Source organism: Marinobacter sp. 3-2, from assembly GCF_003751355.1.
Lineage (GTDB): Bacteria > Pseudomonadota > Gammaproteobacteria > Pseudomonadales > Oleiphilaceae > Marinobacter > Marinobacter adhaerens.
On the sequence record NZ_RJUQ01000011.1, the window covers coordinates 57,736 to 72,036 of the forward strand.

Below are 14,301 nucleotides of genomic sequence, written 5' to 3' on the forward strand. Positions count from 1 at the left end.
CTTACTCCTGGCTCGTTCTGTTTATCGTTTCGGTGGGCTGGACATTCCTGGCCAGCAATTCCTGCATATTCGTCGGTAACCGGCGGGGACGACCGGAATCAAGCGCTACGCAGGCTACCCGCACATCACTGTCACTCAGCAACTTTCGGTCTTCGGCCCGCATCACACGCTGACGGAAATCCATCCAGACTCTACCAAAAGCCACGGGTTCCGCAGTAACCAGCAGTTCGTCATCAAGCTTGGCCGGCACCGCATAATGAATGGTCAGCCGTTGCACCACATAACTGATATTGTCTGCCAGACCCGCCCTGAGGCCAACGCCGCAACTGCGCACCCATTCGGTTCGGGCCCGCTCCATGTAATGGAGATATTTGGCATGAAAGACGATGCCACCAGCGTCGGTGTCCTCGATATAGACCCGAATCGGCAGCTCGAACCTTCCCTCTGGCGCCTGTTCAACCAAAAAGATCGTCCTCCCTGCCCGACTTCGGCGGAATCACGCCGAAATGCTGATAGGCGTTGGAGGTCACCATCCGCCCTCTGGGAGTCCGGACCATATAACCCTGCTGGATCAGGAAGGGCTCAAGCACATCCTCAATGGTGCCGCGCTCTTCACTGATCGCGGCAGCAAGGCTCTCGACCCCGACAGGGCCACCGTCGAATTTCTCGATCATGGCCAGCAGCAGGCGCCGATCCATGTGATCGAAACCCTGGTTATCCACTTTCAGCATATTCAGTGCCTGATCGGCGATATCAGAGGTTATACGACCGTCTGAGCGGACTTCCGCAAAATCGCGGACACGGCGCAACAGGCGATTGGCGATACGCGGGGTACCCCGGGACCGACGGGCAATTTCGAACGCGCCTGCCTCATCGATGGCTACCGAGGACAATCGCGCGGAGCGCAGAATGATGCTGGTAAGATCTTCGGTGTTATAGAACTCCAGCCGCTGCACGATGCCGAAGCGGTCACGCAGCGGCGAAGTCAGCAAGCCTGCACGGGTGGTCGCACCGACGAGGGTGAACGGCGGCAGGTCCAGTTTGATGGAGCGGGCGGCCGGGCCCTCACCGATCATGATGTCGAGCTGGTAATCTTCCATCGCCGGATACAGCACTTCTTCCACTGCCGCGCTGAGACGGTGGATCTCGTCAATGAAGAGAACGTCACCTTCTTCGAGATTAGTCAGCATGGCGGCCAGGTCGCCGGCTTTTTCAAGCACAGGACCAGACGTTGTCTTGATGGATACGCCCATCTCATTGGCGATGATATTGGCAAGGGTTGTTTTGCCCAGACCGGGCGGGCCAAAGATCAGAACGTGGTCCAGCGCTTCCTGACGACCCCGGGCCGCGGATATGAAAATATCCATCTGCTCACGGACCGTGGGCTGGCCAACATACTCGGCCAGCAGGGTCGGGCGAATGGCCCTGTCCTGTACTTCCTCATATTCACCGGCCCGGGCCGAGATCAACCGGTCGGATTCGATCATGGCATCACCCATAGTGTGGGAATCAACATCGTGCCTCACGTTTGCCCGCTATTCCAGCGCAGCCCCAATTGTACAAAGGGGTTAGCAGGTGTCACGTTACGCTCTCTACAGGTTCGCGACAGGTTCTGACGATCAGGCCGGAATCATGTTTCGCAGGGCCAGACGGATGAGCGTTTCACTACTCATCCCCTCCTCGGCCACTTTGCTGATGGCCTTGGCAGCCTCCTGGGGCTTGTAACCCAGAGCGATCAGTGCGGCTTCCGCCTCTTCAGTGGCCGCCGGCCCGCCAGCGGGGCCTTGTCCGCCCGGCTGCCCCACGCCTGTCGCCTCGGGCGACGTTGGCACAAATTGACCTTCAAGTTGCCCTATCCGGTCCGCCATTTCAATAAGAAGCCGTTCTGCTGTCTTCTTGCCAACGCCGGGGAGCTTGACCAGTGAGGCGGAGTCACGATTCTCAACGCAGCGAATGAACTGCTGTGCGTCCAATCCGGAAAGAATGCCAACGGCCAGCTTAGGGCCAACCCCATTGACCTTGATCAGCAGGCGGAAGAGGTCCCGGTCCAGGCTGGAAGCAAAGCCGTAGAGGCTCTGGGCGTCTTCTCGGACGGCAAAATGGGTGTGCAGGGTGACTTCATCGCCGGTCTCCGGCAGATGAAAGAAGGTGGTATAGGGGATGTCGACTTCATAGCCCAGGCCCGCGCACTCAACCAGCGCCTGGCCCGGAGCCTTTTCGACCAGAATACCTCGGATACGACCAATCAAGCTGAATCTCCTGTCGCTCCTGGGAGCGGTTTATTGTTGTCGCACACGACCGCTTCGGACTTTTCCCGCGCCACTGGCCACCCGCAGGATACTCTGACTCATGTGGGCATGGCACATGGCGATGGCGAGCGCATCGGCCGCGTCTGCCTGGGGTTTGCGTGAAAGCGAAAGCAACACCTGAACCATGTGCTGAACCTGGGATTTGTCAGCGCCGCCCTTGCCGACCACCGCCTGCTTTACCTGCCTCGCCGAGTATTCATGAACCGCCAAGCCACTGTTGGCGGCACTGACGATGGCCGCGCCGCGGGCCTGACCGAGCTTCAGAGCCGAGTCAGGATTGCGGGCCATGAACACCTGCTCGATGGCAAATTCTTCCGGCCGATACTCTCCGATCAGGGTGGCAAGGCTCTGGAATATGGTCTGAAGGCGTTCAGCCATGGGCTTCTCGCCCACCCGGATACAACCACTGTCGATGTACTCGATGTGTCGACCATCTGCCCGAATGACGCCGTAACCGGTAATTCGTGACCCAGGATCAACGCCCAGAATTATCGCCACATCAATGCTCCTGACTGGTCAAAGCGATTCCATGATGTCGCCGGAGATATCCGCGTTATGGTATACATTCTGAACATCGTCCAGATCTTCGAGCATATCAATAAGCTTGAGGATGGTTTCCGCGCCGTCCCGATCCAGCTCAACCCGCGTGGATGGAACCATGGTTACTTCAGCATTGTCCGGCACCAGTCCCGCATTGACCAGAGATTCCTTGACGTCCAGAAACTGCTCGGGTGTGGTTACGATTTCCCAGGAACCGTCGTCCTGGGCCGCAAGGTCTTCGGCACCGGCGCTGAGTACGGCTTCCACCAGCCTGTCCTCTTCCCACTCCGGACCGTAGCTGATAATTCCCTGCTTGCTGAACAGGTAGGCAACCGATCCGTCGGTACCGAGATTGCCACCCATCTTGTTGAACGCGTGGCGGATTTCAGCCACAGACCGGTTTTTGTTGTCGGTCATGACTTCCACGAATATCGCCACACCACCGGGGCCATAGCCTTCGTAGGTCAGCTCTTCGTAGTTGTCATCATCGCCACCACCGGCGCCACGTTCAACCGCGCGCTCGATGGTGTCTTTTTTCATATTGGCGGTGAGCGCCTTGTCGATGACGGCGCGCAGGCGGGGATTATCATCGGGATTCCCCCCGCCCTGGCGCGCGGCCACGGTCAGCTCACGAATGATTTTGGTGAAGATCTTGCCCCGCTTGGCATCTTGTGCCGCCTTGCGGTGCTTGATGTTGGCCCACTTACTGTGACCCGCCATACAGCTCCTCCCTTAAATCACTGACTTACTCGTTGCCCTCACCGGCTTCCGCCTTGTTGCCTTCAACCGGCTTTGACGGCTTGCGCAGACGGATATGCAACTCACGCAGCTGCTTCTCATCCACTTCGCCCGGCGCCTGGGTCATCAGACAGGTGGCACTCTGGGTTTTCGGGAATGCGATAACGTCACGGATGGACGAAGCGCCGGTCATCAGCATGACCAGGCGATCCAGGCCGAACGCCAGACCACCATGGGGCGGGCAACCAAACTTCAGGGCATCCAGCAGGAAGCCGAACTTGGCGCGGGCTTCCTCTTCACCGATACCCAGAATACGGAACACCGCTTCCTGCATTTTCTCATCGTGAATACGGATAGAACCGCCGCCCAATTCAGTGCCGTTCAACACCATATCGTAGGCGCGGGACAACGCGTTGGCGGGGTCTGCGGCCAGATCTTCCGGACTACAGGACGGCGCGGTGAACGGGTGGTGAATCGCGGTCAGGCCGCTGTCCGGAGTTTCCTCGAACATCGGGAAATCGACAACCCAGAGCGGCGCCCACTCGGAAGTCAGCATGTCGAGATCGTGACCGATCTTGATCCGAAGTGCGCCGAGGGCTTCATTGACCACGTTGGTTTTGTCCGCGCCGAAGAACACGATGTCGCCGTCTTCGGCACCCACACGCTCCATGATAGCCAGAGCAACATCATCACCCAGGAACTTGATGATCGGGGACTGCAGACCTTCAACGCCCTTGGACAGGTCATTGACCTTGATATAGGCAAGACCTTTGGCACCGTAGATACCAACAAACTTGGTGTAGTCGTCAATCTGCTTGCGCGTCAGCTCGCCGCCTTTCGGCACACGCAGAGCCGCCACACGACCTTTCGGATCCTTGGCGGGACCGGCGAAGACCTTGAAGTCCACGCCTTCAACCAAATCGTTCACATCCAGCAGCTCCAGCGGGATTCGCAGATCCGGCTTGTCGCTGCCGTAACGTTGCATTGCCTCCGCATACGGCATTTGCGGGAAGGACGGCAGTTCAACCTCCAGCACGTCCTTGAACAGCGCCCGGATCATGTCCTCGTTCAGCTTCATCAGGGTCTCTTCATCAATGAAAGAGGCCTCGATGTCTACCTGGGTGAACTCCGGCTGACGATCTGCACGCAGGTCTTCATCCCGGAAACACTTGGCGATCTGGTAGTAGCGGTCAACACCAGACACCATCAGCAGCTGCTTGAACAGCTGGGGAGACTGGGGAAGCGCGAAGAAGGAGCCTTCGTGGGTACGGCTCGGCACCAGATAATCCCGCGCGCCTTCCGGCGTGGCACGGGTCAGGATAGGAGTTTCGACATCCATGAAGCCGTTGCTGTCGAGGTAGTTACGGATATAACTGGTCACCCGGGAACGGAAACGCAGGCGGTTGATCATCTCCGGACGACGCAGGTCCACAAACCGGTAGCGCAGGCGCACGTCCTCGCCAACGTCGACATGCTCATCCAGCGGGAACGGCGGCGTTGCCGCAGCGTTCAGGATAGTCAGCTCCTTACCCAGAAGCTCAACCTGCCCGGTCGGCATGTTGTTGTTCTCGGTTCCGGCAGGACGACGACGCACCCGGCCGGTGACCTTGATCACGAACTCGCTACGGACTTTTTCCGCAAGCGCAAAGCTCTCAGGGGTATCAGGATCCACAACCACCTGAGACATACCATCCCGATCCCGCAAATCCAGGAAGATAACCCCACCGTGGTCACGACGGCGGTGTACCCATCCGCAAAGTGTGACTTCCTGATCGATGTGGCATTCGTTGATCCCACCGCAATAATGACTGCGCATACCGGTTCCCGTTACGTTTAATGTGTTCAAATATGGTGCGTGTTCTGGATCGCTTGAAAAATGGTGCGACCATAGCGGAAAAGCCGCCCATTATAAACACAATGGCGGTGAAAATCAGGCGTGCGAGCACGCAAATCAAGCGGTCGGATGACTGCAGGTTGGCAGCCGGCTAGAATGCTTCTTTTTTACCAGCAGATGGAGTCTGAACTTGGCCACCAGAGCGGAGCAAAAACAGAAAACCCGGCGGGCACTGATGGATGCGGCGCTCTCGCAACTGAGTGCGGACCGGGGCTTTGGCAGTCTGAGTTTACGGGAGGTTGCTCGGGAAGCCGGCATCGCCCCCACGTCTTTTTACCGGCACTTTGCCGAGCTTGATGAACTGGGCCTGGCTCTGGTAGACGAAGGCGGCGTTGCCCTGAGACAACTAATGCGTCAGGCCCGCAAGCGGATTGCCCGCGATGGTGGCAGCGCCATTTCCACTTCTGTAGAAACCTTCATGGAGTACCTCGGCAACAATGCCAACCTGTTCCGGCTGATGCTTCGGGAAAGAACCGGAGTCTCCAAGCCTTTTCGGACAGCCGTAAAGGCCGAGATTGACCACTTTGTGACCGAACTGGCCGATGACCTGCGGCGGATCGCCGACGAGCAGAACAAGCCCCTCTCAGAAGCCAGGCTGGTGGCCGAGGCCATGGTAACGCTCGTCTTCAACCAGGGGGCAGAAGCGCTGGATGCAACCGCTTCCGAACGTGATGAGCTGAAGGCCAAGCTGAAAACCGAGCTCAGAATGATCCTGGTCGGCTCCCAGACTCTGGCGAGACGCAACTGACCTCACTTTCGAATTAGAAACCGGCCTCAAGCTCAGCAAGAACCGGAGCCAGTCTCGAGCGAACCTGCGCCAGCTCCTCATCGAAATAAGCAACCGGCGCCTGCTTGCCCCACACAGGGCCCGGCCATGCCGGGTCGCCTTCGAACCGCACGATATGATGAAGATGAAGCTGGGGCACCATGTTGCCAAGGGCTGCGACGTTCATCTTGTCGCCGCCAAAGACATCCATCATGGCTTCGCTGAGCGCGGAGGATTCGCGGACCAGCTGGTGCTGCTGGTCCGCCGACAACTGGTAGATCTCACGGATGCCGGCGACCGCCGGCACCAACAGCACCCAAGGCCAGGTGCTGTCATTCATCAGTCGGATTTCACAAAGTGAGCTGCTTCCAAGGCCAATCGTGTCGGCCTTCAGTCGCTCGTGTAACCGGAAAACTACCGGTTCACTCATACTCATCCTCCGATTATCTGGGTTTACTCGGAGTGGAACTGGGTGCGGCCACGGCCAATGGCATAGTAAATTAGGCCGTAGCGATCCAGCATTTCCGGCTCGTAGAGATTGCGGCCATCAAAGACCACTGGTTCACGAATGGTCGCAGCAATGGATTCGAAGTCTGGCGACCGGAACTCTTTCCACTCGGTGCAGATAGCGAGAACATCTGCCCCTTTAAGCGCCTGCTCTTTCGTGCCGCACAGTGTCAGGCCATCCTGATCACCGTAGATGCGCTGGGTTTCCTCCATGGCCTCCGGGTCGAAAGCCTGCACTCTGGCGCCGGCTTTCCAGAGATCTTCCATCAATGTGCGGGAAGAAGCTTCGCGCATATCGTCGGTATTCGGCTTGAACGCCAGCCCCCAAAGCGCAACGACCTTGCCATCGAGATCACCACCAAAATAGTGGCTGACCTTGTCGAACAGCACGTGTTTCTGGGCGTAGTTGACCGATTCAACCGCATTCAACAGCCGTGCTTCGTAACCGCAGTCGCTGGCAGTTCGGGCCAGGGCCTGAACGTCTTTCGGGAAGCAGGAACCGCCGTAACCACAACCAGGGTAGATGAAGTGATAGCCAATCCGCGGGTCGGAACCAATGCCCCGGCGCACGGCTTCGATATCAGCGCCCAGTCGCTCTGCCAGGTTGGCGATTTCGTTCATAAAGCTGATCTTGGTGGCCAGCATGGAGTTGGCCGCGTACTTGGTGAGCTCGGCAGACCGCAGGTCCATAAAGATCATGCGGTCATGATTCCGGTTGAACGGGTAGTAGACCTCCCGCAGCAGTTCCGCAGCCCGCTCGCTGTCGGTACCGACAACAATGCGGTCAGGCTTCATGAAATCGTTGATAGCCGCCCCTTCCTTGAGAAACTCGGGGTTCGACACCACATCAAAATCCAGCTCCAGGCCACGTCGGTCCAGCTGGGCGCGAACCGCAGCCCGGACCTTGTCGCCGGTACCCACCGGTACCGTGGACTTGTCGACCACCACCTTGTACTCCTCCATGTGTTCACCAATGGAACGGGCTACGGCAGTAACATACTGGAGGTCGGCAGAACCGTCTTCATCCGGGGGGGTGCCCACCGCGATAAACTGGAGTGTGCCGTGACGAACGGCCTCCGCGCTATCTGTGGTGAACGAAAGGCGGCCCGCCTCAACGGTGTGCTTTACGATATTTTCAAGGCCTGGCTCATAGATGGGAATCTGGCCATTCTTGAGCTTTTCAATTTTGCCCTGGTCCACGTCCATACACAAAACGTTGTGACCTACATCCGCCAGGCATGCGCCAGTAACCAGACCGACATAGCCGGTCCCAAAAATCGTAATTTTCATCCGTTAAATCCCGATACAAATACAGAAAAGTTATGGGGCGTCGTCAGCTTTTTTCTTCTGCCAGATCGCTTCCCAGGCCAGAGCTGTGCCGACAATGGTATCCAGATTGTCGTAGTCCGGCTGCCAGCCCAGGGTCTGGCGGATAAGTGTGTTGTCAGCCATCAATGCTGCCGGGTCGCCGGCGCGGCGGCCGGTTTCGGTGACCGGAAAATCAACGCCGGATTGCGCCTTGACCACATCAATCACTTCCCGGACCGTAAAGCCGCGACCATAACCGCAGTTCATGACCTTCGAATGACCACCATCTGCCATGTAGTCCAGCGCCATCACGTGGGCCTTGGCCAGGTCCTCCACGTGGATGTAGTCGCGAATGCAGGTGCCGTCCCGGGTATCGTAATCGGTGCCGAAGACACTCATGCCTTCCCGCTGTTCCGTCACGCACTCACAGGCGACCTTGATCAGATGCGTGGCTTCAGGTGTGGCCTGCCCCAGCAGCCCTTCCGGATTCGCGCCTGCTACATTGAAGTAACGGAGAATCACATAATTGAGGCTGGAGGCTGCGGCCAGATCCATGATCATCCGCTCGCTCATCATCTTGGACGCGCCGTAGGGATTGATCGGGGCCAGCGGCAGATCCTCAGTGAGCACCGTCTGCTCAGGCATACCATAGACAGCCGCGGTGGAGGAAAACACCATGTACGGCACTTCGTGCTTTTCGACCGCTTTCAGGAGGTTCAGGGTATTGCGGGTATTGTTGCTGTAGTACTTCAGGGGGTTGGCGACAGACTCCGGCACCACAATATTGGCAGCGAAATGCAGGACTGCCTCAAACTGGTGACGGGAGAACAGATCTTCGATTGCCGCTTCGTCGGCCAGATCCCCGACCACCAGTTCGCCGGCGGTGACCGCCCAGCGGTAGCCAGTGGAGAGGTTATCGAAAACAACGATATCGTGACCGGCCTGGCCCAGCTGACGGACCACGTGACTGCCAATATATCCGGCTCCGCCGGTAACGAGGACTTTCATAGGCGAAAACTACTCCTTCCCTGAATTCTGTTTGCGCAGACGCCGGATCTCTGCCCGTCGCCGACTGAAAAACTCACTGATCACCTGGCTGCACTGATCTGACAACACGCCGCCAACGGCGGTCACGTCCCAGTTCAGATGGGGCTCTTCGAGTGTCCGGCGTGCAGACTCTATTGCACCGGCCTTGGGCTCACGTGCCCCATAGACAAGCCGACTGATTCTGCCGTGGACGATAGCACCCACGCACATGGTACAGGGCTCCAGAGTAACGTAAAGCGTGGCATCCGGCAGCCGATAATTGCCCACCCGGGCGGCGGCATCGCGCAGCGCCCTGATTTCGGCATGGGCCGTGGGATCGCAACCGGAAATCGGCGCGTTAAAACCCGCGCCGATTTCCTTGCCATCCAGAACCACCACGGCACCGACAGGCACTTCGCCCTTTGCTGCAGCCTCACCAGCCAGCTGGAGCGCGCGATTCATCCAGCGCTCGTCTTCCGACGTCGCCTCAGACATCGGACCGGCTCACCCGTCGATTATTCCCACTCGATGGTTGCGGGCGGCTTGGACGAAACATCGTAGGTCACCCGGGATACACCGGTGATCTCATTGATGATCCGGTTGGAAACGGTCTCAAGGAGATCGTAAGGCAGATGCGCCCAGCGGGCGGTCATGAAATCGATGGTTTCAACAGCACGAAGAGCCACCACGTATTCGTAGCGGCGGGCGTCACCTACCACGCCAACCGACTTGACCGGCAGGAATACTGCAAAGGCCTGGCTCGTCTTGTGGTAGAAATCCGCACGGTGGAGTTCCTCCAGGAAAATGGCGTCGGCGCGGCGCAGGATATCGGCATATTCCTTTTTAACTTCACCGAGAATACGCACGCCCAGACCCGGCCCCGGGAACGGGTGGCGGTACACCATGTCGTATGGCAAACCAAGCTCAAGGCCGATCCGGCGCACCTCATCCTTGAACAGCTCCCGCAGCGGCTCCACCAGCTTCATTTTCATGGTTTCCGGCAGGCCGCCCACATTGTGGTGGGACTTGATAACGTGCGCTTTGCCGGTCTTGGACGCAGCAGACTCGATCACGTCCGGATAGATCGTGCCCTGTGCCAGCCAGTTCACGTCCTTGATATTGGCCGCTTCATCGTCGAACACGTCGATAAAGGTATTGCCGATGATCTTGCGTTTCTGCTCTGGATCATTGACCCCTTTGAGCTTCGACAGGAACAGGTCTTCAGCATCAACCCGAATCACTTTTACGCCCATGTTGCTGGCGAACATGTCCATCACCTGATCGCCTTCATGAAGACGCAGGAGACCGTTGTCCACAAACACACAAGTGAGCTGATCACCGATTGCCCGGTGCAGCAGTGCTGCCGTCACCGAGGAATCGACGCCACCCGACAAACCAAGCAATACCTTGTCGTTGCCCACCTGCTCGCGAATTTGCTGAACCGCATCATCGACGATCTTGGCCGGCGTCCAGAGGGCTTCGCATTTGCAGATAGTCAGGATGAAATGCTCGAGAATCCGCTTGCCCTGCAGGGTGTGGGTTACTTCGGGGTGGAACTGGACGCCATACAGGTTCCGGCTGAGATCCTGCATTGCGGAAATTGGCGCGCTCTCGGTGGAGGCCAGCAGCTCGAAGCCTTCAGGCATCGCCACCACCTTGTCACCGTGGCTCATCCACACGTCCAGCAGCGACTCACCAGCCGGCGTCAGATGATCGGTAATATCCGCCAGCAGCGGACCCTTGGCGCGAACCTTCACCTGGGCATAACCGAACTCGCGTTTCTCCGAACTGGCAACGCGGCCTCCAAGCTGCTCCGCCATAGTCTGCATGCCGTAGCAGATGCCGAGAATCGGGATACCGCGGTCAAACAGCCCTTCCGGCGCCCGGGGACCGCCCAGCTGAGTTACCGACTCCGGACCGCCTGCAAGAATAATCCCCTTCGGATTGAACTCATTAAGCTCGTCATCGGTGATATCGAACGCTTTGATCTCACAGTAAACGCCGATCTCGCGAACACGGCGGGCAATCAGCTGGGTGTACTGGGAACCGAAATCGAGAATCAGGATGCGGTGGTCGTGGATGTTCTGGGCCATGGAGTCCTCGGGGCTGAATAAACAACGCGGCCCTCTGGGGGCCGCGTCTGGTAGGGCAATGGTTAACCGATACGGTAGTTGGGCGATTCTTTGGTGATGGTCACGTCGTGCACATGGCTCTCACGCATACCCGCGTTGGTGATGCGCACGAATTCAGGCTTGGTGCGCATTTCTTCCATGGTGGCGCTACCGGTGTAGCCCATGGCAGCCCGCAGGCCACCAACCAGCTGGTGAACGATGTTACGCATCGGACCTTTGCAGGCAACGCGGCCTTCGATGCCTTCAGGAACCAGTTTCTCGATACCCTTACTGGCGTCCTGGAAGTAACGATCGCTGGAGCCCTGCCCCATGGCGCCGATGGAACCCATGCCACGATAGGCCTTGTAACTGCGGCCCTGGAACAGCTCCACTTCGCCAGGTGCCTCATCGGTACCTGCCAAAAGGCTACCGATCATGACGCTATGGGCGCCTGCGGCAATGGCTTTGGCAATATCACCGGAGAAACGGATACCGCCATCAGCGATTACCGGGACTCCATGCTCTTTCAGCGCTGCGGCCACGTTGGAAACCGCAGAAATCTGGGGCACACCAATACCCGCCACAATACGGGTGGTGCAGATGGAACCGGGGCCAATGCCTACCTTTACTGCATCCGCGCCGGCTTCCGCCAGGGCGAGCGCCGCGTGTGACGTGGCGATGTTGCCGCCAATCACCTGCACATCGGGGAAATTCTTCTTGATAAAGCGCACGCGCTCCATCACACCACGGGAATGACCGTGAGCGGTATCCACCACGATCACGTCGACCCCGGCTTCGGCCAGTGCGGTAATGCGGACTTCGGTGTCGCCACCGGTGCTCACGGCCGCGCCAACTCTCAAACGACCCTGATCGTCTTTACACGCCAGCGGGTAATCTTTCGCCTTCTGGATATCCTTGACCGTGATCAGGCCGCGCAGCTCGAAGTTATCGTTAACGACCAGAACCTTCTCGATCCGATGGCGATGCAGCAGCTCTTTCACTTCCTCGAGACAGGCGCCTTCCTTGACCGTAACCAGCTTTTCCTTCGGCGTCATGATATCCCGAACCAGCGTGTCCATCCGGCTTTCAAAACGGATGTCGCGGCCAGTGACGATACCGATCAGGTCGTGGCCGTCCACCACCGGAAGACCGGAGATGCTGTTCGCCATGGTGATATCTACCAGTTCGCGAACCGTTGTCTCGGGCGAAACTGTAATCGGATCCTTCACCACGCCACTCTCGAACTTCTTGACCTTGCGGACGGCTGCCGCCTGTTGCTCAACGGTCATGTTCTTGTGCATGATGCCGATACCGCCTTCCTGAGCCATGGCGATGGCCAATTCTGCCTCGGTAACGGTATCCATGGCGGAAGACAGAAGAGGAATGTTGAGGGTGATACCCTTGGTCAGCTGGGTTTGCAGGCTAACCTCGTGGGGCAGCACTTCTGAATATCCGGGAACCAGCAGAACGTCATCAAATGTGAGGGCTTCTTCGGCAATTCGCAGCATTGGGATCCGCCTTTTGATCGTGCTAAGTTGGGAATTTCCGTGCCGTACCCGCGGCGGTACGACAAAGCAAAATCCTTAATCGATCTATTATAATGGGGCTCTCGAAGACAGTAAACCGGCCCTTTTTTAAGGTTCGATTGCATCTTTTTGAAATTTCGCTATTTTTACCCTCCCTCTTTTCGGCTATTGCGTATGTATAACGACGGATCAGGACCGGCGACGCCGCATCTTCAGGACACCCGCCCCCGGGCACTCAGCGTCAGCGAGCTCAACCACCAGGCCAGACATCTTCTGGAATCGAGCTTTATGCAGGTGTGGGTGGAAGGTGAACTCTCCGGATTTTCTCGCCCCTCGTCCGGCCACTGGTATTTTTCCCTGAAAGACCGGAAATGCCAGGTGCGATGCGCCATGTTCCGGGGCATGAACCAGCGCATCCGCACACCACCGAAAGAGGGCGATCAGGTCCGGATCCGCGGCAAGGTCACTCTTTACGAGAACCGCGGCGACTTCCAGATTATCGCTGAACACGTCGAACCTGCGGGGCTCGGCGCCCTCCAACAGGCCTTCGAGGAGCTCAAGCGGAAATTGCTGGCCGAAGGACTGTTTGAACAGGCCAGCAAGAAACCGCTGCCCTCACTGCCCAGACACATCGGTGTCGTCACCTCACCCACCGGCGCCGCGATCCACGACATACTCACCGTTCTCGCCCGGCGGTGCCCCGCTATACCCGTAACGCTCTACCCCACTGCCGTTCAGGGCAAGGCGGCTACCGCTGACATCGTACGAGCCATCGAAGCCGCACAGAACCACGGCGTTGCCGATGTCCTGATTATCGGCCGTGGCGGTGGCTCTCTGGAGGATCTCTGGTGCTTCAATGAAGAAGCGGTCGCCCGCGCGATTGCCGCTTGCCGGATCCCCACGGTCAGTGCGGTTGGTCACGAGGTCGATGTAACCATTGCCGATTTCGTGGCTGATCTTCGGGCCCCGACGCCCTCGGCGGCCGCCGAAAAGATTTCGCCGGACCAGTCAGACTGGCTTAAACAGCTAAGAGACCGGGAATTCCGCCTGTCCAACGCCATGGGCCTGGCCCTGAAGCGCCTGGGCACCCAGCTCGGACATCTGAGCGCCCGGTTGCGCGACCCAAGAAGGGAGCTTCTGGAGAAAGCCCAGCGAATGGATGAGCTCGAACTGCGCCTCCGAAAAGCTATTCGACAGCGCCTGACATCCGTTGGCGTGCGCAATGATCACCTGCGCCAGAGACTGGTCATGCAGTCGCCACACCGCCAGCTCTCGGATAGCCAGGACGCGCTGCGGCGCGTGAGCGAGCGATTGGTTTCGGTAATGCAGCAGGACCTGAAACAGCGTCGCGACAACCTGGAACATGCGGCGCAGACTCTGAATGTGGTCAGCCCCCTTGCGACCCTTGGACGGGGTTATTCCATCGTGCGCGACAACAACGGAAACATTATTAGGGATGCCACAAACGTTAATCCCGGCGACACCATCTCAGCCCACGTTGCACGGGGTGAAATGACTGCGAAGGTGACTTCGGTCAAATCTGCAGAAGAAACTGGCCCCTAGAGCCCCAAGACTA

General features: G+C 58.2%; 14 protein-coding genes. 2 read left to right on the forward strand and 12 right to left on the reverse strand.

Going from position 1 to position 14,301, the window contains the following annotated elements:
• Nucleotide 1: 1 nt before the first annotated feature.
• The 6 genes from EDB94_RS02065 to aspS form a co-directional block, all read right to left on the reverse strand.
• A complete protein-coding gene (locus tag EDB94_RS02065) occupies nucleotides 2-463 on the reverse strand; it encodes a YbgC/FadM family acyl-CoA thioesterase (protein ID WP_014577390.1) in 462 nt (153 codons plus the stop codon).
• Complete coding sequence (ruvB, locus tag EDB94_RS02070) at nucleotides 456-1,487, reverse strand: Holliday junction branch migration DNA helicase RuvB (protein WP_108017914.1); 1,032 nt, start codon at nucleotides 1,485-1,487, stop codon at nucleotides 456-458. The genes EDB94_RS02065 and ruvB overlap by 8 nt, the downstream gene beginning before the upstream one ends.
• Nucleotides 1,488-1,619: 132 nt before the next feature.
• The gene (ruvA, locus tag EDB94_RS02075; protein WP_108017331.1) at nucleotides 1,620-2,249 is read right to left on the reverse strand and encodes a Holliday junction branch migration protein RuvA; all 630 of its coding nucleotides are present in this window, start codon (nucleotides 2,247-2,249) and stop codon (nucleotides 1,620-1,622) included.
• A gap of 30 nt (nucleotides 2,250-2,279) precedes the next feature.
• A complete protein-coding gene (gene ruvC / locus EDB94_RS02080) occupies nucleotides 2,280-2,807 on the reverse strand; it encodes a crossover junction endodeoxyribonuclease RuvC (RefSeq protein WP_014577393.1) in 528 nt (175 codons plus the stop codon).
• A gap of 18 nt (nucleotides 2,808-2,825) precedes the next feature.
• The gene (locus EDB94_RS02085) at nucleotides 2,826-3,569 is read right to left on the reverse strand and encodes a YebC/PmpR family DNA-binding transcriptional regulator (RefSeq protein ID WP_062782619.1); all 744 of its coding nucleotides are present in this window, start codon (nucleotides 3,567-3,569) and stop codon (nucleotides 2,826-2,828) included.
• Between the two features lie 25 nt (nucleotides 3,570-3,594).
• Nucleotides 3,595-5,403: an aspartate--tRNA ligase gene (gene aspS / locus EDB94_RS02090; protein ID WP_108017332.1), complete on the reverse strand. Its 1,809-nt coding sequence runs from the start codon at nucleotides 5,401-5,403 to the stop codon at nucleotides 3,595-3,597.
• Between the two features lie 208 nt (nucleotides 5,404-5,611).
• Here aspS and fabR point away from each other — a divergent pair, with 208 nt between their 5' ends.
• Nucleotides 5,612-6,229: an HTH-type transcriptional repressor FabR gene (gene fabR / locus EDB94_RS02095; RefSeq protein ID WP_108017333.1), complete on the forward strand. Its 618-nt coding sequence runs from the start codon at nucleotides 5,612-5,614 to the stop codon at nucleotides 6,227-6,229.
• Between the two features lie 13 nt (nucleotides 6,230-6,242).
• Here fabR and EDB94_RS02100 read toward each other — a convergent pair whose 3' ends face one another.
• From EDB94_RS02100 to guaB, 6 genes are all read right to left on the reverse strand, one after another.
• A complete protein-coding gene (locus EDB94_RS02100; RefSeq protein WP_181258997.1) occupies nucleotides 6,243-6,677 on the reverse strand; it encodes an HIT domain-containing protein in 435 nt (144 codons plus the stop codon).
• 23 nt (nucleotides 6,678-6,700) lie between these two features.
• On the reverse strand, nucleotides 6,701-8,044 hold the full coding sequence (locus EDB94_RS02105) for a UDP-glucose/GDP-mannose dehydrogenase family protein (protein WP_108017335.1): 1,344 nt from the start codon (nucleotides 8,042-8,044) through the stop codon (nucleotides 6,701-6,703).
• A gap of 30 nt (nucleotides 8,045-8,074) precedes the next feature.
• Nucleotides 8,075-9,070: a UDP-glucose 4-epimerase GalE gene (gene galE, locus EDB94_RS02110; protein WP_108017336.1), complete on the reverse strand. Its 996-nt coding sequence runs from the start codon at nucleotides 9,068-9,070 to the stop codon at nucleotides 8,075-8,077.
• 9 nt (nucleotides 9,071-9,079) lie between these two features.
• Nucleotides 9,080-9,583, reverse strand: coding sequence for a tRNA adenosine(34) deaminase TadA (tadA, locus tag EDB94_RS02115; RefSeq protein WP_108017337.1), 504 nt, complete (start codon nucleotides 9,581-9,583; stop codon nucleotides 9,080-9,082).
• 20 nt (nucleotides 9,584-9,603) lie between these two features.
• A complete protein-coding gene (guaA, locus tag EDB94_RS02120; RefSeq protein WP_008169149.1) occupies nucleotides 9,604-11,181 on the reverse strand; it encodes a glutamine-hydrolyzing GMP synthase in 1,578 nt (525 codons plus the stop codon).
• A 62-nt stretch (nucleotides 11,182-11,243) separates the two neighbouring features.
• Nucleotides 11,244-12,707 (reverse strand): IMP dehydrogenase, encoded by a 1,464-nt coding sequence (guaB, locus tag EDB94_RS02125; protein WP_108017338.1) that lies wholly within the window; start codon nucleotides 12,705-12,707, stop codon nucleotides 11,244-11,246.
• A 192-nt stretch (nucleotides 12,708-12,899) separates the two neighbouring features.
• On the opposite strand from guaB, the gene xseA reads away from it, so the two are divergent.
• A complete protein-coding gene (gene xseA, locus EDB94_RS02130; RefSeq protein ID WP_108017339.1) occupies nucleotides 12,900-14,288 on the forward strand; it encodes an exodeoxyribonuclease VII large subunit in 1,389 nt (462 codons plus the stop codon).
• Nucleotides 14,289-14,301: the final 13 nt, after the last annotated feature.

What these genes read in the sequence shown, in the direction of transcription:
- guaB (WP_108017338.1), bottom strand. Translation starts at nt 12,707, where the DNA reads ATGCTGCGAATTGCCGAAGAAGCCCTCACATTTGATGACGTTCTGCTG.
- guaA (WP_008169149.1), bottom strand. Translation starts at nt 11,181, where the DNA reads ATGGCCCAGAACATCCACGACCACCGCATCCTGATTCTCGATTTCGGT.
- xseA (WP_108017339.1), top strand. Translation starts at nt 12,900, where the DNA reads ATGTATAACGACGGATCAGGACCGGCGACGCCGCATCTTCAGGACACC.
- EDB94_RS02105 (WP_108017335.1), bottom strand. Translation starts at nt 8,044, where the DNA reads ATGAAAATTACGATTTTTGGGACCGGCTATGTCGGTCTGGTTACTGGC.
- EDB94_RS02100 (WP_181258997.1), bottom strand. Translation starts at nt 6,677, where the DNA reads ATGAGTGAACCGGTAGTTTTCCGGTTACACGAGCGACTGAAGGCCGAC.
- aspS (WP_108017332.1), bottom strand. Translation starts at nt 5,403, where the DNA reads ATGCGCAGTCATTATTGCGGTGGGATCAACGAATGCCACATCGATCAG.
- tadA (WP_108017337.1), bottom strand. Translation starts at nt 9,583, where the DNA reads ATGTCTGAGGCGACGTCGGAAGACGAGCGCTGGATGAATCGCGCGCTC.
- EDB94_RS02085 (WP_062782619.1), bottom strand. Translation starts at nt 3,569, where the DNA reads ATGGCGGGTCACAGTAAGTGGGCCAACATCAAGCACCGCAAGGCGGCA.
- ruvB (WP_108017914.1), bottom strand. Translation starts at nt 1,487, where the DNA reads ATGATCGAATCCGACCGGTTGATCTCGGCCCGGGCCGGTGAATATGAG.
- galE (WP_108017336.1), bottom strand. Translation starts at nt 9,070, where the DNA reads ATGAAAGTCCTCGTTACCGGCGGAGCCGGATATATTGGCAGTCACGTG.